The sequence below is a fragment of the Daejeonella sp. genome, assembly GCF_036405355.1.
In the GTDB taxonomy this organism is placed as follows: Bacteria; Bacteroidota; Bacteroidia; order Sphingobacteriales; family Sphingobacteriaceae; genus Daejeonella.
The window spans coordinates 1-18,559 of sequence record NZ_DASWXT010000086.1 but is presented as its reverse complement, the minus strand read 5'-3'; the positions used below and the strand labels follow the sequence as shown (position 1 = coordinate 18,559).

The window sequence follows — 18,559 nt, the reverse complement described above, 5'->3', positions numbered from 1 at the left end:
ACCTCCTTCGCCACCTTCGCAAATTTATTTCTATACTCTATTGGGGTAAGACCGGTAATCTTCCTGAAGATATCCCGAAATGCTTTGGTGTCAGTATAACCCACATCATACATTACTTCCGTCACATTCTTTCTTGAGGCTTCAAAAAACTTCTTGGCTGCTTCTATTCTTACACGTTGTATATACTCTATTGGTGTATTATTGGTCGCATCTTTAAATCTCCTCTCAAAAGTCCTGCGACCCATATTGATGAAGTTTGCTAAATCTTCTACAGTAATTTTGTCATCATACTTCATTTCAATATGATCCTGTACTTTATGTATTTCCGAATCCCCATGATTTTTCTGCCCCCGGAAAATGGCAAACTGCGACTGACTGTCTCTGCCTATATCCAAAGCAAAATATTTGGAAATCATCACAGCCGTTTCTCTGTCAGAAAATTTTTCTACCAAATACAATATTAGATTCCATAAGCTGCTTGCACCGCCACTACTATAAATATTATCGTGTTCAGTAATAATCGCACCATCCTCGACTTCTACCAGAGGATATTTTTCTTTAAACTCACTGATATAAGCCCAATGGGTAGAGCACTTTCTCCCGTTTAGTAATCCTGTTTCTGCGAGCAGAAAAGCGCCTATACATAAACTGGCCAGGCTGCTGCCATTTAAATGGAGCTTTTTAAAATAGGGTATTGCTTCTGTATTGGCCTGAATCCCCGCTTCAGTATCTCCAAAAGTGGGAGGTATAATGAGCAGGTCTGTATTGCTGACATCCTTGAGTAAGCGATCTGTTTTTATCGTGTATTCGCCATTATTGGCCGGTACATATTCATTTAAGCCTACATATTCTACTTTGAATACAGGCTTTTTACCAAAAACAGTCAGAAACTCATTGGCGGTATTAAATGTCCTGAATGCTGGCGTAATAGCCTCTATTACACCATATTGTGGTACAAAAACTGATACTTGCATATAATATTCAAATCAAATTTACAAATGAGTTGTCGTAATCCACCCCATATTTGTCGTTTTTACAACAGCCTCAAATTTTGTCCCTCTTGCATCTTTGTAATATAATAATAAGAAAAAATAGATACCAATGGCAGAACAAACAAAAATCAAGGTAGAAGCAATTGTAAATGCTAACGTCAAAACAGTGTGGCAATTATGGAATACTCCCGCCGATATTATGGAGTGGAACACTGCCGACTCTAGCTGGCATACAACGAAAAGCGAAAACGATCTCAGAAAAGATGGTAAGTTCAAGCATAGAATGGAGGCTAAAGACGGCAGCTTTGGATTTGATTTTGAAGGAACTTATGACAATGTTGAATTGTACAGTGAAATAGCTTATACAATGCCCGATGGCAGGATGACCACCACCCTGTTTGAAGAGAATGAAGGTAAAACCACAATTACAACAATTTTTGATGCAGAAACAGAGAATGATCCAGAACTTCAGAAACAGGGCTGGCAGGCTATTTTAAATAATTTTGTCAAATACGTAGAATCAAAATAAATTCTAAAAAAAATATATCAAGATGAAAAAGAATAAAATAATCTTTTGGGTAGCTACAGTTATCCTGATACTATGGGAAGGTGTAATGCCACTGGGGACGGTTTTGTTTGCACCTGAATATGTCAATGCAGGCACCAAACCTTTAGGTTATCCTGATTACTTTGCCTATACCCTCATATTTTGCAAGGTACTTGGAGTTATAGCTATTTCTTATTCAGGAACCCCCGCTAAGCTCAAAGAATGGGCATATGCAGGACTGACATTTAATTTAATATTTGCCTTCATCAGTCATGCCTGTGTTGATCAAAATATTGGGTTTATGCTTATGCCAGTAGTGTTCCTGGGCATTCTTGCAGTTTCTTATATTTATGCTAATAAAATCCGGCATCATGGCTAAGACAAACTATCAAACTATAGATGAGTACCATCAGGTATTTAGTGGTGAGACTTTAGATAGAATGCAAACGATCAGGAAAATTATTAACGAAATAGTACCTGATGCAAAAGAAATTATCAGTTATCAAATACCATGTTTTAAATACAATGGTTATCTGATATTTTACAGCGCCTACCCGAATCACATTTCATTATCAAACCCATTTACTAAGGATTTCTGGGAACACTTCAAAGCTGATCTGGAGGGCTACAAAACTAGTAAATCAGCTATCCAGCTTCCGGCAAATAAACCACTCCCGGTAAAGCTGATCAAAGAGATTGTGGCATTAAGGAAAAAGGAGAATGAAAAATAAGTATTGAGAGCAGGGTACGAGGTGTCAGGTATCGGGTTTCAGGTATCAGGATAACTGTACGGGTAAGGAAAAACAGAATAATTAATTACAATTTAAATTCAAAAAAATGGCAAACAATACGGTTTCATTACACAGGGTAATCAAGGCAAGTCCGGAGAAAGTATTTCGTGCCTTTGCAGACCCGATGGCACACTCGAGCTGGCTGCCTCCTTATGGCTTTGTATGCAGTGTGCAGCAAATGGATTTTAAGGTGGGCGGTAAGTTCAAAATGACTTTTACTAATTTCAGCACCGGTAACAGCCATTCATTTGGCGGGGAATATCTGGATATAAAGGACAACGAGTTTATTAAATACAATGATAAATTTGACGACCCTGCTTTACCTGGCGAGATAACAACAACTATCTGGCTGAATAAGGTTCTTTGTGGCACAGAACTTAAAATAGTTCAGGAAGGTATTCCTGAAGTTATACCAGTTGAGATGTGCTATTTAGGCTGGCAGGAGTCGCTGGAGAAAATGAAGAATCTTGTTGAGCCCGAAATACCAGATGCCTAATTTGTTTATCCATGTTATTTCAAAGTAATGACACCTTAGTAAGTGGGATATTCATTACCTTTTCCGGGAATTGCAAAAAAGCGCTCACCTTTTACCAAAGCTGCTTTGGTGGAAGGCTTCATTTTGAAATTTTTGACAAAAAATTACCAGGTTATCCTGAAATACCAGTCATCAGTGGTTCCCTGGTTTCTGATAGTATCGTTATTTACGGTTCAGATTTAGTCCACAATGAAGGAAGAAACATCGGTAATTACCTTTCTGTTTTTCTGAAATGTAAGAATGCAGAACACAGAAGGGTAATTATTAAAAAATTAGAGAATGTGCATAAGACTCAATCTGTCCGGAATTATGAAGAACAAAGGCTGGTTGAAATCAGGGATGCTTTTGATGTGAGGTGGGTCCTGGGCATTTAAGGGCGGAAAATTATAGTAAATTAGCCCCAAAATGCTAAAGACTCCGTCAGGTGCAGAATGAAAACAGCCTTTGAACCTATTGCAGATGCTAATAGCCGGATTCTTATTCTAGGTACCATGCCAGGAGAGCGGTCTCTACAGCTCCAGCAATATTACGGGCATGCAGGTAATCACTTTTGGAAGATCATGTTCAGCATTCTTGAACGTCCTTTCAGCACCGACTACACGGAACGAAAGAAATTACTTACTGATCATACGATTGCATTATGGGATGTGCTTCAAAACTGCGAAGGTAAAGGCAGTTCAGACAATGCGATAAAAAATGAAATACCAAACGATTTCAAGTCGTTCTATAATCAATATAAAAATATCAGGACTGTTTTCTTCGCAAGTAAAAAAGCAGAAGATTTTTATAATCGCTATGTTATAAAAAGCCCTGATAAAAGTTACCATGTTTTACCCTCCCCAAGCCGGGCAAATACATGGAAAAGGTATGATGAGAAGGAGGAGGAATGGAGAATTGTTCTTGAGTATTTAAAATAGGGAGCAAATTGAGAGCTAAAGAAATGAAAGCCAAAAACTTAATAAGTAAGAGCTTCTCTTAAATACTTTTATCTTTCAGCTTTCTGCTTAATTCAATCTTCTGCTTAATGCCATTTCCACCTGCTTAAATAATTGAACAGGTTTTAGATTCCGCCAGGCCATATCGTCCAGGTTTCCGCCAAAGTTGATGTAATAATCAATATTGTTTCGCCTGAATTCACTGATTACATGTTCTCTGAAATTAATACCTGCAATCCAGCCCTCTTCTACATCTTGAAACCACTCTTCGTAATAACAGTCATCAGATGAATGAAAGTTAAGTATGTTTTCTCCAATCAGAATGAATTTATCGATTCCTTCAATGACCATCAGATCCAGAATTTCCCGCTTGAGTGTCATGATATCATTATGAAGGGCATCGTTCCATTCACCCATGAATTCAATTATTGCATAGCCTTTTTCATAATCGGCATACAAAACTTTCAGGTACAGGGTTTGTGAACCAAAGAAATCCCATTGAGGATGAATCAAATAATTATAAATCTGTTTATCGAATTCAAACTCATTATATTTTGTTTCAAAAAATGGCGAAAGCGCATCTTCGGAAGCAATATAATCGTCCCTCCAGCGATAATATGGTTCTATTTCATGCATTTTTTGAAATTATAGTTCTGATGAAGCAGCATTATCGACCGCCTGACGGACACTTCCGTATCTGTCGAGCAGTTTTTGTGCTGTACCTGAATCCAGACCGGTTGCCTGCATCACCATGTTAACTGCACGGCCAACCAGTTTTACATTGCTAAGCCGCATATCCACCATTTTATTCCCTTTTACCCGACCCAGACGGATCATCGTGGAGGTACTGATCATATTCAGGACAAGTTTCTGAGCCGTACCTGATTTCATGCGGGTTGAACCTGTTACAAATTCCGGACCTACAACCACCTCAATCGGATGTTTGGCTTCGGCAGCTACCGGACTTCCGGCATTACATACAATACAGGCAGTTTCAAGTCCGTTTTCATTCGCCTTTTTTAATCCCCCGATAACATAGGGTGTAGTTCCGGATGCAGCAATTCCTACAAGAACATCTTTATCTGAAATATTAAATTCCAGCAAGTCTTTCCAGGCCTGCTCGCTGTTGTCTTCGGCATTTTCAACTGCTTTGCGGATCGCTTTATCGCCCCCGGCAATGATCCCGATTACCATATCAAATGGCACACCATAGGTTGGAGGGCATTCTGATGCATCAAGTATACCAAGGCGTCCACTGGTACCAGCTCCAATATAAAATAGTCTCCCTCCTGCACTGATTTTTTCCACAATTACATTAACGACTTTTTCAATCGAGGGAATCGCTTTCTCTACGGCAAAAGGTACTGTCTTGTCTTCATTATTCATGCCCTGCAGTAATTCTGCAACAGACATTTTGTCGAGATCAGTATAGTTGGAATCAGCTTCAGTTGTTCTTTTCATGTTCATTTTTTCGATTACAAAAATCGGAATATTATCTTTTAGCTGATCAATTAATTTGCAATAAAAAACCCGGCCTGAATTTTCAGGCCGGGTGCAAATTCTTATACTTTCTATTTTTTAAAGAAATATCTCAAATCCTGCAGTAATTAATCTTGGTAATCCAACTCTGATTCCTTCAGGCCTTCTGCTGCTGATATATCTTTGGTCTGTCAGGTTTTTTACAGCCAGGTTCAGGTTTGCATTGGTTTTAGGAATACGATAATAAGCATTTGCATCAACTATGTATCTGCTATTGATCTTCCCGGTTCTTCCATTTGCCGATGGAACTTCGCTGTTTATCTCATCTGTAAACTGTGATCCGATATAATTCCCCGAAACCCTGAAACCGAAACCATTGTGAAGATTTATACCTGCAGCATTCCAGATCATCAGATTGGCTGCGTAAGGAAGTTTGTTCTCTTTCACATTGACTGTGCTGCCATTTACCGAAATGAAACGGTCATTGCTGTATTCAGAACCCTGAACAGTGATGCTGCTTTCAAAAGTATAGGAGTTCTTTAAACCTGCCATTTTCCCAAAATCAATCTGGAAGCCTGCTTCAATTCCTTTGTGAAGGGTTTGTCCTCCATTAACCACACCGCTGGCATTCGAATTACCTGAGGAATTTGAAACCGGAATGATCTGATTCTTGAAGTCGAGTATGAAACCGGTTAATTCGGCGTTGAAATAATCGTTTAACTTAATCCGCGTACCCAACTCATAATTGGTGCTCAGTTCAGCATCCAGATTATAAGGTACACCTGTCGCTGTAATCGCATCCTTAATTCTTGGAGGGGCGAAGCCTTTATGTATCCCGGCGAACAGATTAATCCTGTCATTTGCTGAGTAGTTGATTCCGGCACCCGGAATCAATGCCATAGTATTGTCTTTAGCAATGATACTGGTGTCTCTGATCACGTTGTTTACTCCATTAATGCGATATCTTCCGCGAAGTATTTCCCTTTCATAATCAAAATTCTCCAGTCTCAGACCGGCATTTAATGAGAGCTTTTTAGTCAGGTCGAACCTGTTCTGTGCATAGGCACTGAAAGCATAGCCGGTTCTTACTTCTTTATCCCTCAGGGTGCCCTCGGCAGTATTTGCATTGCTGCCTACAATAAATTGCTCGTCGGCTTTTTCATATAAATATCTTGCACCTGTTTCAAGTACGTTATTGATATTGAACAAATTGTGTTTAACACTCAATCGGGGCTCTATTCCTGCAACCTGAAACTGCCTGTTTCGGTTACCGGTTGAGTTTAACATATAAACAGCTCCATTGCTGACAGCCGGATTTCCCCATTGTACTCCTGTTTGATTTGCCGCAGTGGAACTGAACGAGAAATCTTGTCTTTGCCAGTTGCGTGTTGTTGTGTAAGCAAAAGCAGTAGTTTTTAAACTGATATTATCGTTGAATTCAAGCTGGTGTGTAGCACTTCCGGAAAAGCGTTTTACCGGAAGATTATCATATGGCGACATGCGAACAAAATCCTGATCACGCTGATTAAACATGGTTTGAGTTAAACCAATATATGTTGAGTTTGATTCCTCCTCGTAGTAGCCAAGCTTGAGCCCAAGATTTGATTTTGAATTTAATTCATATCTGATTTTTGCTGAAAGGTCATTCAATCTGAATTGTGTCGGACCTAAATCATCCGCTCTTTTGTGCAGGTACGAAACTAAAATTCCGGCCTTCCCGATTGTGTTGCCATAGGTTCCAAAGCCTGAGAAAAATCCTCCTTTTGCACCTGAAATTTTGATACGGGTAATTTCCTGTGAAGGTGGATCAGCTGTAAAGAAATTGACTATTCCTCCAATGGTTTGCGGACCGTAAAGGATCTGGCCACTGCCTTTCAGAATCTCGATACCCGACATTTTGTCGATCGATGGAGTGAAGTACATTTCAGGCTCACCGTATGGGCCTAAAGCAATAGGCACACCATCTTCAAGCATCAGAACATTTCGGCTTCTGTCGGGATCAAGTCCGCGGATACTGATATTCAGACGTAATCCCGCACCTTCCTCATCAACCACATTTACTCCCGTTACTTTGCGTAATACTTCATTGGAGGTAAGAGGGGCAGTTAATCTAATCTCACGGGAATTCAGAACTGTCGCTGAACCCGGGACTTTGCTGATTAAGCCATCCCGCTTCCCAATGATCACAATCTGAGGCATTTCAATAATTGTGCTGTCAGCAAGTTTTATCCTTTGATCAGCTTGTTTTATCTGAGCAGTGGCGTTTTGGATAAGTATCAGGGCAAATAATAGGGCTAAAATCCGCTTCATCTTAATTAGACTAATTTTAAATTGGCTGCAATATTACAAATCAGGATTCAAAAAATCAAATTATTTAGATTCATTATTAATAATATTTTAAATGATCGATTTCTGTGCTTAAGCCACCTGAAATTCAATAAATTTGATGTCTTGATAAGATGAAAGCCAGAACCAGAAAAAATATTTTAATTGCTGCCGGATATTCGGCTGTATTGATTGGAGGGCTTTGGCTTGGACCAAAACTCGTTCGTGAAAATCAGAACTCAAAAAATGGTTCTTTTCTGTCTTTCGGGCTTTCTGGCCGTTCGTCTAAGGTTGAAAAGGTAATCCGGATTATTAATGAGAATTATGTCGACTCTGTGAAGCTAGATACTGTTGAAGAGATGGCCATTCAGGAGATACTTAAGCATCTTGACCCCCATTCTGCTTACCTGGCTCCTGAAGATGCACAGCTCCTCAGCGATGATCTGGAGGGGAATTTCAATGGAATTGGTATCGAATATTACATATTGAATGATACATTGCTGATTACTTCTGTAAAACCGGGGGGGCCAGCATATAAAGCAGGAATAAAACACGGAGATAAGATTCTGGCTATCAATAAGAAACCGGTAGCAGGGATAAGGGTCACTTCGAAGCATATTGTTGATCAGATCAGAGGGAAGAGAGGGTCGGCAGTTGAACTGTTGGTTAAACGGGATACAGCCCGTAAGATATTTAGCATTCTGCGCGACAGGATTATTGTCAGTAGTATTGATGCAGCGTACATGCTAACCGGACAGAGCGCTTATATCAAGATCAGCAAATTCGGAGCAAGAACGGACGAGGATTTCCATGCCAGTCTTGTGAAGTTGAAGAAGCAGGGCATGAAGAATCTGGTCCTTGATCTTAGGGATAATGGCGGAGGATACCTTAATTCGGCGACGGCTCTTGCAGATGAATTTCTTGCTGAACATGAGTTGATAGTTTATACCCAGGGTCTGCACGAACCGCGAACAGATTATTTTGCCAGTTCGAAGGGTGATTTTGAAAATGGTAAGCTTGTGGTACTGGTTGATGAGAATACAGCTTCGGCAAGTGAGATCATTGCAGGAGCTGTGCAGGATCTTGAGCGGGGAACGATCATTGGAAGACGTTCTTTCGGAAAGGGCCTTGTTCAGGAGCAATTTGAATTTGGGGATGGTTCTGCATTAAACCTGACGATTGCACGATATTATACTGCATCCGGAAGGTCCATTCAGAAGTCGTATAAAAAGGGTAACGATGCCTATTACAGCGAGGTAAAAGAACGTTACCGGAATGGAGAACTAAGTTCTGATGGAAAAAGCCTTGGCGATTCACTCTATAATAAGAGCAAGACCTACACCACAAAATCGGGTAAAGTTTTATATGGCGGGGGCGGTATTATGCCCGATATTTACATTCCGGTAGATACCAGCGGATACACAGGTCTTTATTATGAGCTCTCAGCAAAAGGGATATTGAATGATGTTTTGTATAACCATCTGCTTAAACAAAATCAGGTTTACCATTCAACAGAAGAGCTGATTAAGAATTTCAGACTGAGCGATCAGGATATCAAGAAACTAAGCCAAATGGCTGCCAAACGAAATGTTAAGGCAGGCGAAACTCAGATAGCCTTATCCAGAAAGGAAATCGAGACCCAGCTAAGGGCACTATTAGCCCGATATCATTTTGGGGATGAAGGATTCTACAAAGTGCTGAATTCCGGAGACCTGGCTATCAGCCGATCGCTGGAAGTTTTGAAAGATCCTCCCTTGTAATGAGCTATTGAATTGAATCTACTGTAATTGTATCCATACTCAGTGAGTCGGTTTCCATTGCAGCATTAAGCATAGAATCGGCTGCAGCCACTTCTGCAAGTGAATCCTGTTTTGCTTTTTCTGCCTGATCAGCACCGCTGTTACATGAAACTGCAAATAAACCCGCCGCAAGAATTGTAAAGAATAATTTTTTCATGGTTGAATAGTTTATTTTTTTTAATTATTTCTGTCTGAAGAAAATCTGGATTGGAACTCCGGTGAAATCAAAATGTTCACGAAGTTTGTTTTCAATAAAACGTTTGTATGGTTCCTTGATATATTGCGGCAAGTTACAAAAGAATGCAAACATTGGGGAACTCGCATTGATCTGGGTTACATATTTGATCTTAACATATTTCCCTTTTACAGCCGGTGGCGGGAAGTTTTCAATGATCGGTAACATCACATCATTAAGTTTTGAGGTAGGGATCTTTTTAAGTTTATTTTCATAAACCTTTGAAGCAGCCTCCAGGGATTTGTATATCCTCTGCTTTTCTACAACTGATGTAAATACGATTGGCACATCGGTAAAGGGAGCAATCTTATCATAGATCTGTTCTTCAAATACACCGGTTGTTTTAGTGTTTTTCTCAATAAGGTCCCATTTATTAACCAGGATCACAATCCCCTTTTTATTTTTCTCGGCCAGGTGGAAGATATTGATATCCTGTGATTCAATACCTTCAACTGCATCGATCATAAGAATGATCACATCAGCTTCCTCAAGTGCTTTGATCGTGCGCATCACCGAGTAGAATTCTATGTTCTCTTTAACTTTAGTTTTCTTACGTAAACCTGCGGTGTCGATCAACATGAATTCGTGCCCGAACTGATTGTAATGGATATGTATCGAATCGCGGGTTGTACCTGCAATAGGGGTAACAATATTTCTTTCCTTACCGATCAGGGCATTGATCAGGGATGATTTTCCAACATTTGGGCGACCAACTATCGCATATTTGGGCAACTGATTTTCTTCTTCAGCTTCTTCTTCAAAATGCTTGATCACTTCATCTAGAAGCTCACCGGTCCCTGAGCCCGACATGGAGGAGAGCGGATATATTTCACCTAATCCGAGGCTGTAAAAAATGCTAGCATCTGTAAGCCGCTGGTTATTATCCACCTTATTTACCACAACGAAAACCGGTTTCTTACTGCGTCGAAGAAGTTTGGCGATATCGTCATCAAGATCCGTTACGCCGGTAACCACATCAACCATAAAAAGTATGACTGTAGCTTCTTCAATTGCGATCACCACCTGTTCACGAATTGCAGCCTCAAACACGTCGTCAGAATGCGCCACGTAGCCGCCGGTATCAATTACCGTAAAATGCTTATCGGTCCACTCAGCGACTCCGTAATGCCTGTCGCGGGTTACTCCGCTGAAGTCATCCACAATGGCTTTACGCGTTTCGGTTAATCTGTTATATAATGTAGATTTCCCTACATTGGGGCGGCCTACTATTGCTACTATGTTACTCATTATGATATGATAAAAGAACAAAGAGAAAAGAACAAAGACTAAAAAAGTCTAATATCTTATACCTTAATTCTGTATTTTATTTTAAATATTAATCCACAATGAACCGGAATCCATCCTTGTTCTTTGCTCCTTGTTCTTTGTCCTAATCTTCGTATCCAAACGATTTCAAATAATTCTTCCTGTTTCTCCAATCGGGAATAACTTTCACGAACATTTCGAGGAACACTTTTTTCTGCAGGAATTCTTCCATGTCCTTACGGGCATAGGTTCCAACCTTTTTCAGCATTTCACCTGCTTTGCCGATGATGATATTCTTTTGTGAATCGCGTTCCACAATGATCTCAGAGCTGATGCGGATGATCTTAGGTTCATCTTTAAAAGAGGTGATGATCACTTCTGTACTGTATGGGATCTCTTTATCGTATAATTTGAAAACTTTTTCGCGGATGATTTCCGAAACAAAAAAGCGTTCATTCTTATCAGTCAGGGTATCTTTATCATAATAGGCTGGATGTTCAGGCAGATTATCAAGAATGAATTGCATAACAGCAGGAACATTATGATCATGGAGTGCCGAAACTGCAAAAATTGCTTTCGGATTCAATTTTTCCTGCCAGTAAACAATCTTTTCCTTAACCAATTCCTCGCTTGATTTATCGATCTTGTTGATAACCACGGCAATAGGTGAGCTGGTCTTAGCTAATTTCTCAATTACGTCAGCTTCATCATATTTTTCATTGATATCGGTGACAAATAAGACGATATCTGCGTCGACAAGAGAGCCATTTACGAAACTCATCATCGATTCCTGCATTCCGTACACCGGTTTGATTACTCCGGGAGTGTCCGAAAATACGATCTGATACTCGGGCTCGTTCACGATGCCCAGAATCCGGTGCCGTGTAGTTTGTGCCTTAGGAGTCACTATTGACAGTTTTTCTCCTACCAGAGCATTCATCAGGGTTGATTTCCCAACGTTTGGTTTCCCTATCAGACTAACAAATCCGGCTTTATGAGACATGTAAAATTTATTTTAAAATTTATTTGGACTGCAAAGAAACGAAATATATCTTTGCAGTCCAATTTAAAAGCAACGGAGAGACGTTCTTTAAGCTTAAAATTGTATTAAGTGTGGCTTCGGCTGCCGGGTTCATAACCCGTTAAAATTATGATACAGTGCGGGATGGAGCAGTTGGTAGCTCGTCGGGCTCATAACCCGAAGGTCGTCAGTTCGAGTCTGGCTCCCGCTACCCAAGTGCTGCGAGAAATGAGCAGTGAGAAATGAGCTTCTTGCGCATCGTTTAAGGCGATAGAAAGAAGCTCAGAGCTCGAAGCTGTCAGCTCAAAGCTAAATGGCCCGTTCGTCTAGGGGTGAGGACGCCAGATTTTCATTCTGGAAACAGGGGTTCGATTCCCCTACGGGCTACGAAAAGCGATCAGAAACGATCGCTTTTGTTGTTTCTGGCAGTTTATACAGAAAAAGATTTTTCGATATTATAGAGTTATTTCCACTATCATTTGCCACTTAACATCTAAGTGTAAGAACCTAATGCTCTGCTGAGAAATTCTATTCAAATAAATTTCCTTGTCTGTAAAAGCCCGAATCTTTTCCTGAAAGAACAAAATAGTGCACGTGCTGATAATTTTGTAATGGCTTTAAGCTTATCGGATCAACCTCTCGCTTCATCAGCTTCAACTTTTGCACATAAAAAGAGTGAGTAAACTGCTTGTCCTTCCATTTAGGCCAAAGTAGCTTGTGCTGATCTGGTGTCATTTGTCTGGCGATAGTTACATGAGGCCTTAACGAAAAATACGGCTTCAGGTTTGGACCAGATTTCAAATAAGTATTAAATCGGTTTTTTAAGCTTGAGACGAGATGTATTAAATAACCCGCATTATCTACGTTTACAACAATAGCCTTGTTGGTAAAGGTTTCGAAACCATTTAAGAGGACTGTAAGTGCAGAAAAGCCCCTTAAGAAATTACCAAGCAGGCTTACTAATTGATCCTCTATATTTGGATGTAATAGAAAATTTGAAATGGTCAGATGAGGAATTAAATTGACAGAATTTTTACAACCCAGGATGCTGAATTGGTGCTTAAATCCGAATACATCTGTTTTAGTTTGTTCATCAGGTTCTATGATCAATAGATATTCTGACAGTTTTATTTCTAACATGTTTTCTTATTTGTTTAATACAATTTAAAAATACTAACATTTTTAGTATTTTCATAAAAAATAAATACTTAATAAGATAAGTGCACGAAACGATTTATCGAAGCCCCCCTGGACCACCTAAAATCAAAAATTGAAAGCAGGTGTGTACTTTTACATTCTTATAACATCAGAACAAATCATTTTTATTAAATTCGGGGAAACTAATTTTTATGTCAGAAAAAGAATCAATCTACCAGTATACTAACGAGCCGATAGTTCAGCGTGGAGGTGCAATAACCTCGGCTAATTTTATTCCGAATGTATTTCTTTGGATGTTCATAGCCTTAGGACTATCTGCAGGTTTTGCCTATTTCTTCTCGAATGATGAGGCATTACTCAGCATGCTAATCGACCCGATTAATGGAGGCAGAACCACTTTAGGTACAATTGCCATGTTCGCCCCCCTTGCCTTTGTGATGGTCATGTCTTTTGGGATGAACCGACTTTCTTTCCCGGCATTGGCTCTGATTTTCGTTCTATATTCTGCCGCAACCGGTATAAGCTTGAGTTATATTTTGCTTATTTATACCTCATCATCTGTTCTGGGCTGCTTTATTTCTGCATCCCTGCTTTTTGCTGTCATGGCTTTTGCAGGATACACTACTGAAACTGATCTGACAAAATTCGGCCCCATCCTGATGATGGCTCTGGTTGGAATTATTATCGCCAGCATCGTAAACTTCTTTTTGGGGAGCAGTCAATTAGATTATATTATCAGTTTTATAGGTGTGGCCTTATTTGTAGGATTAACTGCATATGATATGCAGCGCCTGAAACGAATAGCCGCCGGTATCGAATATGGTGATGCATCTGCGAATAAAATGGTAATTATGGGTGCATTAACCCTCTATCTTGATTTTATCAACCTGTTTTTGATGCTGCTTCGCCTGTTCGGAAGTCGCAAATAGGATTGGGTTGTCTGTTGCCGGTTACATCTTACCTGTTACCTGAAAATCTAATTTACGCAAGTAATTACAGTTAACTGACAACAGCTAACTGATAACTCGCCCCTGCATTTGCATTTCATCAAAATATCTTGCATTTTTGCACTGCTTATTCAGAAAGATGGAGGGATTAGACCCTGAGAAATCTTAGCAACCTGTGCTAATAAGGTGCTACATTCTATCCCGCCTATGCGGGAACAGATAAGTGAGAGTCAATAAATACCGACTTTTCGAAGATAAGCCTGTTTGTAGATATGAGACATTAGATTTGAGATATCAGACTTATGTATGCAAAAACCATTGCATTTCATCAGTTTTATCTCATATCTCACATCTCATATCTCATGTCTAAATCATATATGAGCATTAGAGAAGAATTACAAAAACGAATACTGGTAATTGATGGTGCTATGGGCACCATGATTCAGCGCTATCAGTTAACAGAAGAAGATTTCAGGGGCGAACGATTTAAAGATCATCCATGTGATGTAAGGGGTAATAATGACCTCCTGAATATTACCCGTCCGGATATCATCAAAGCAATCCATGCCGAATATCTCGAAGCTGGTGCAGATATTATCGAAACGAATACTTTCAGTACCCAACGCATTTCAATGGCCGATTACCAAATGGAAGATCTGTCGTATGAAATGAGTTTCGAAGGTGCACGGATTGCAAAAGAAATAGCTCATGAGTACACGCTGAAAAATCCTGATAAACCACGTTTTGTTGCCGGCGCCCTTGGCCCCACAACAAAAATGGCTTCCATGTCGCCTGATGTTAATGACCCCGGCTATCGTGCTGTCACTTTTGATGAACTGGTAGATGCTTATTACGAGCAGGTTAAGGGCCTTATTGAAGGTGGGGCTGATGTCTTACTTTTCGAAACGATCACGGATACACTCATTACCAAAGCTGCCCTTTTTGCCGCCAAGAATTATGAGAATGAGAGCGGCAGGAAGATCGACATCATGATCTCTGGAACGATTACGGATGCCAGCGGAAGAACCTTATCTGGTCAGACCGTTGAGGCATTTTTAAACTCACTGAGTCATGCCAATTTATTGAGTATCGGACTTAATTGCGCTTTGGGAGCTAAAGATATGCGTCCGCATATTGAAGAACTCTCTCAAAAAGCAGCCTGTTTTATTTCAGCGTATCCTAACGCCGGACTGCCCAACGAGTTTGGTGCTTATGATGAACTGCCCCATGAAACTGCCCATTTGGTTGAGGATTTCATGGAGAACGGCTTTGTTAATATTGTCGGCGGTTGCTGTGGTACAACTCCCGAACATATTAAATGTATTGCTGAGAAAGCAGCAAAATTTTCACCAAGAGTACCTCCCAAACCTGAGCCATATCTCCGGCTTAGCGGACTTGAGCCGGTTACCCTGACTCCCGAAACGAATTTTGTTAATATCGGTGAACGTACCAATATCACAGGATCTCCGAAATTTTCGAAACTAATCCTTAGCGGCGATTTTGATGCAGCTCTTTCTGTAGCGCGCCAGCAGGTTGAAGGTGGTGCTCAGATCATTGACATCAACATGGATGAAGGAATGCTCGACTCTGAAGCAGCAATGGTTAAATTCCTTAACCTGATTGCTTCAGAACCAGATATTTCCAAATTACCTATCATGGTTGATTCCTCCAAATGGACGGTGATTGAAGCCGGATTAAAATGCCTTCAGGGAAAGGGAATCGTGAATTCAATCTCTTTGAAAGAAGGGGAAGAAGCTTTTAAAACTTATGCCGGAAAAATCCGTCAATATGGAGCCGCTGTAGTTGTAATGGCATTTGATGAAGCCGGACAGGCTGACTCACTCGAAAGACGTAAGGAAATTTGTCAAAGATCATATGATATTTTGGTCAATGAGGTCAATTTTCCTCCGCAGGACATCATCTTTGACCCTAATATTCTGACGGTAGCTACCGGACTGGAAGAGCATAATAATTATGCAGTAGACTTCATTGAAGCTACCCGCTGGATCAAACAAAACCTTCCCCTCGCAAAAGTAAGCGGTGGGGTAAGTAATATTTCATTTTCCTTCAGGGGGAACAATACCGTTCGTGAGGCGATGCACTCGGCATTCCTTTACCACGCAATTAAAGCTGGACTGGACATGGGTATCGTCAATGCCGGCATGCTTGAGGTGTACGAAGAAATCCCTAAAGATTTACTGGAATTGGTTGAAGATGTGCTGCTTAACCGTCGCCCAGACGCCACAGAGCGCCTGGTAGATTTTGCCGAAACTATCAAAACCACTGGTAAAGTTATTGTAAAGGATGAGGCTTGGCGTAAAGGCAGTGTGGAAGAGCGCTTATCCCACTCACTTGTAAAAGGCATCATCGACTATCTGGATGATGATGTTGAAGAAGCACGCCAAAAATATGCAAAGCCCCTCGAGGTAATTGAAGGGCCCTTAATGGACGGGATGGGGATTGTGGGTGATCTGTTTGGACAGGGGAAAATGTTCCTTCCACAGGTAGTAAAATCGGCCAGGGTAATGAAGAAAGCTGTGGCTTACTTATTACCATTCATCGAGGAAGAAAAACTTAATAATGCTGACAGCAACCAGCGTAAAAACGCAGGAAAAGTATTACTTGCAACAGTAAAAGGCGACGTTCATGACATTGGTAAAAACATTGTCGGGGTTGTACTGGCCTGTAATAATTTTGAGGTCATTGATCTTGGAGTAATGGTTCCTGCACAGAAGATTATTGAGATAGCAAAAGCTGAAAATGTAGATATTATCGGTCTCAGTGGGCTGATTACTCCATCCCTGGACGAAATGGTTCATTTCGCAAAAGAAATGGAAAGGGAAGGATTTACGATTCCGTTGATTATTGGTGGTGCAACTACTTCCAGAATTCATGCAGCTGTGAAAGTGGCTCCGAACTATTCAGGTCCATCTGTACATGTTCTTGATGCTTCGCGAAGTGTTACAGTTTGCAGTACCCTGATGAGTGATGAAAACCGGGAGGAATACATCACAAATATCCATAATGAATATTCAAAAGCAAGAGAGGCCCATTTAAATAAAAAATCAGATAAACGTTTTAAAACTATTGAAGAAGCAAGGGCAGAGAAGTTTCAAATTGATCTGAATGCTGCTGTTGCACCAAAACCGACCTTCCTTGGAACCAGGGCATTTGTTGATTTTTCTCTTGAAGAATTGGTACCCTATATCGACTGGACGCCATTCTTCCATACCTGGGAATTGAGAGGAAGCTACCCGCGTATATTTGAAGATGAGTTCGTGGGCACGGAAGCAAAAAAACTCTATGATGAAGCAAGAGTTTTGTTAGATAGGATTATTGCCGATAAATCGCTGAAGGCAAAAGGGGTGATCGGTTTCTGGCCTGCAAATTCTGTTGGCGATGATATTGAACTTTACACTGATGAAAGCAGAACTCAGGTTTACAGAACTATTCATACACTCAGACAACAGGCAGAGAAAGCAGCCGGTGAGCCATACTATGCCCTTTCTGACTTTATTGCACCGAAAGAATCAGGCATTGCTGATTACTGGGGTGGCTTTGCGGTTACCACGGGCATAGGTTGTGATGAACTGGTAGCAGAGTTTGAAAAGAACTATGATGACTATAACAGTATCATGGTAAAAGCACTTGCAGATCGCCTTGCTGAAGCCTTTGCAGAGCGGATGCATGAGCTGGTCAGAAAAGAATTCTGGGCTTATTCAAATGATGAATCACTTAGTTCTGAAGATCTGATCAAGGAAAAATACAGAGGTATTCGTCCGGCACCTGGATATCCCGCCTGTCCGGATCATACAGAAAAAGCAACATTGTTTGAAATTCTTGATGCAGAAAATGCAACTGGAATTCACCTCACTGAGAGCTTTGCTATGTATCCTACCGCAGCAGTCAGCGGCTATTATTTTGCACATCCGCAATCACGTTATTTTGGATTAGGCAAAATCAGCAAGGATCAGGTAGAAGATTATGCCATTCGTAAAGGGATGACAGTTGAGGAAACGGAAAGGTGGCTGAGCCCGAATTTGGGGTACTAGTAGTTAGCTGTTATCGGTTACCTGTAAGACTTAGTAAATGGTATAATTTATTGAGTTAACGGGCTAAATGGCAGGAAATTGAGTTTTAGATGTAAATTATTCTAAATAATTCAATTTCAGAAATATGTTAAATTCAAGAAAACGCTACAATGATTTAAATGTGTGGTTAGAAGCAAGAAAGCTTTCTAAAGATATTTATTCTGTAACGGCTGAATTCCCAAAGGAAGAACAGTTTGGGCTAATAAATCAGATGCGAAGGTCTGCGATTTCAATTCCTTCAAATATTGCTGAAGGTTGTGGAAGGAATTATCCAAAAGATAGTATACAATTCTTCTACATCGCGAGAGGCTCTATTTATGAATTAGAAACTCAACTGTATCTTAGCTTTGATTTAGAATATATAGAAGAAGTAAAACTAAATCAACTTTTAATATTAACTGAAACTACGAGGAAATTACTAAGTGGTTTTATTAAATA

At 40.3% G+C, this 18,559-nt stretch carries 18 protein-coding genes, 2 tRNA genes and 1 riboswitch; of the genes, 12 read left to right on the top strand and 8 right to left on the bottom strand.

What is annotated here, in order from left to right; translation table 11 throughout:
• The coding region (locus VGE44_RS10860) for a GlxA family transcriptional regulator (protein WP_331078870.1) at window positions 1–974 on the bottom strand (974 nt) is incomplete at its 3' end.
• A 127-nt stretch (window positions 975–1,101) separates the two neighbouring features.
• Here VGE44_RS10860 and VGE44_RS10855 point away from each other — a divergent pair.
• From VGE44_RS10855 to VGE44_RS10830, 6 genes are all read left to right on the top strand, one after another.
• Window positions 1,102–1,521 carry an SRPBCC domain-containing protein gene (locus VGE44_RS10855; protein ID WP_331078868.1) on the top strand — a complete coding sequence of 140 codons (420 nt, stop codon included), beginning with the start codon at window positions 1,102–1,104 and terminating at the stop codon, window positions 1,519–1,521.
• Window positions 1,522–1,543: 22 nt separating this feature from the next.
• A complete protein-coding gene (locus tag VGE44_RS10850) occupies window positions 1,544–1,918 on the top strand; it encodes a DoxX family protein (RefSeq protein ID WP_331078866.1) in 375 nt (124 codons plus the stop codon).
• Window positions 1,911–2,270, top strand: a complete 360-nt coding sequence (locus VGE44_RS10845; RefSeq protein WP_331078864.1) for a DUF1801 domain-containing protein — start codon at window positions 1,911–1,913, stop codon at window positions 2,268–2,270. Before VGE44_RS10850 ends, VGE44_RS10845 begins: the two co-directional genes overlap by 8 nt.
• A gap of 106 nt (window positions 2,271–2,376) precedes the next feature.
• Window positions 2,377–2,826, top strand: a complete 450-nt coding sequence (locus VGE44_RS10840) for an SRPBCC family protein (RefSeq protein WP_331078862.1) — start codon at window positions 2,377–2,379, stop codon at window positions 2,824–2,826.
• A gap of 11 nt (window positions 2,827–2,837) precedes the next feature.
• Window positions 2,838–3,239: a glyoxalase gene (locus tag VGE44_RS10835; protein WP_331078860.1), complete on the top strand. Its 402-nt coding sequence runs from the start codon at window positions 2,838–2,840 to the stop codon at window positions 3,237–3,239.
• 57 nt (window positions 3,240–3,296) lie between these two features.
• The gene (locus tag VGE44_RS10830) at window positions 3,297–3,782 is read left to right on the top strand and encodes a DNA-deoxyinosine glycosylase (protein ID WP_331078858.1); all 486 of its coding nucleotides are present in this window, start codon (window positions 3,297–3,299) and stop codon (window positions 3,780–3,782) included.
• An 87-nt stretch (window positions 3,783–3,869) separates the two neighbouring features.
• Here the strand turns inward: VGE44_RS10830 and VGE44_RS10825 are convergent, their stop codons facing one another.
• The 3 genes from VGE44_RS10825 to VGE44_RS10815 form a co-directional block, all read right to left on the bottom strand.
• The gene (locus VGE44_RS10825) at window positions 3,870–4,436 is read right to left on the bottom strand and encodes a hypothetical protein (protein WP_305366716.1); all 567 of its coding nucleotides are present in this window, start codon (window positions 4,434–4,436) and stop codon (window positions 3,870–3,872) included.
• 9 nt (window positions 4,437–4,445) lie between these two features.
• Window positions 4,446–5,261, bottom strand: coding sequence for an N-acetylmuramic acid 6-phosphate etherase (gene murQ, locus VGE44_RS10820; protein ID WP_331078853.1), 816 nt, complete (start codon window positions 5,259–5,261; stop codon window positions 4,446–4,448).
• 117 nt (window positions 5,262–5,378) lie between these two features.
• Window positions 5,379–7,589 carry a TonB-dependent receptor family protein gene (locus VGE44_RS10815; protein WP_331078851.1) on the bottom strand — a complete coding sequence of 737 codons (2,211 nt, stop codon included), beginning with the start codon at window positions 7,587–7,589 and terminating at the stop codon, window positions 5,379–5,381.
• A gap of 149 nt (window positions 7,590–7,738) precedes the next feature.
• Here VGE44_RS10815 and VGE44_RS10810 point away from each other — a divergent pair, with 149 nt between their 5' ends.
• The gene (locus tag VGE44_RS10810; protein ID WP_331078849.1) at window positions 7,739–9,364 is read left to right on the top strand and encodes a S41 family peptidase; all 1,626 of its coding nucleotides are present in this window, start codon (window positions 7,739–7,741) and stop codon (window positions 9,362–9,364) included.
• Window positions 9,365–9,368: 4 nt separating this feature from the next.
• On the opposite strand, the gene VGE44_RS10805 is transcribed toward VGE44_RS10810, so the two are convergent.
• From VGE44_RS10805 to era, 3 genes are all read right to left on the bottom strand, one after another.
• A complete protein-coding gene (locus VGE44_RS10805; protein WP_331078847.1) occupies window positions 9,369–9,560 on the bottom strand; it encodes a hypothetical protein in 192 nt (63 codons plus the stop codon).
• Window positions 9,561–9,584: 24 nt separating this feature from the next.
• Window positions 9,585–10,886, bottom strand: a complete 1,302-nt coding sequence (der, locus tag VGE44_RS10800) for a ribosome biogenesis GTPase Der (protein ID WP_331078845.1) — start codon at window positions 10,884–10,886, stop codon at window positions 9,585–9,587.
• A 142-nt stretch (window positions 10,887–11,028) separates the two neighbouring features.
• Window positions 11,029–11,907, bottom strand: a complete 879-nt coding sequence (era, locus tag VGE44_RS10795) for a GTPase Era (RefSeq protein WP_331078843.1) — start codon at window positions 11,905–11,907, stop codon at window positions 11,029–11,031.
• 156 nt (window positions 11,908–12,063) lie between these two features.
• Here era and VGE44_RS10790 point away from each other — a divergent pair.
• Together VGE44_RS10790 and VGE44_RS10785 are read left to right on the top strand one after the other, a co-directional pair.
• Window positions 12,064–12,140, top strand: a tRNA-Met gene (locus tag VGE44_RS10790).
• A gap of 100 nt (window positions 12,141–12,240) precedes the next feature.
• Window positions 12,241–12,312: transfer RNA gene (locus VGE44_RS10785), tRNA-Glu, on the top strand.
• A gap of 141 nt (window positions 12,313–12,453) precedes the next feature.
• On the opposite strand, the gene VGE44_RS10780 is transcribed toward VGE44_RS10785, so the two are convergent.
• Window positions 12,454–13,065, bottom strand: a complete 612-nt coding sequence (locus VGE44_RS10780) for a 2'-5' RNA ligase family protein (protein ID WP_331078841.1) — start codon at window positions 13,063–13,065, stop codon at window positions 12,454–12,456.
• A gap of 209 nt (window positions 13,066–13,274) precedes the next feature.
• Here VGE44_RS10780 and VGE44_RS10775 point away from each other — a divergent pair, with 209 nt between their 5' ends.
• The 3 genes from VGE44_RS10775 to VGE44_RS10765 all read left to right on the top strand — a co-directional run.
• Window positions 13,275–14,012 (top strand): Bax inhibitor-1/YccA family protein, encoded by a 738-nt coding sequence (locus VGE44_RS10775; protein WP_331078838.1) that lies wholly within the window; start codon window positions 13,275–13,277, stop codon window positions 14,010–14,012.
• 142 nt (window positions 14,013–14,154) lie between these two features.
• Window positions 14,155–14,256: riboswitch (SAM riboswitch) on the top strand.
• Between the two features lie 151 nt (window positions 14,257–14,407).
• Complete coding sequence (metH, locus tag VGE44_RS10770) at window positions 14,408–18,082, top strand: methionine synthase (protein ID WP_331078836.1); 3,675 nt, start codon at window positions 14,408–14,410, stop codon at window positions 18,080–18,082.
• Window positions 18,083–18,206: 124 nt separating this feature from the next.
• Window positions 18,207–18,559: four helix bundle protein (locus VGE44_RS10765; RefSeq protein WP_331078834.1), on the top strand; the 353-nt coding region annotated here is incomplete at its 3' end.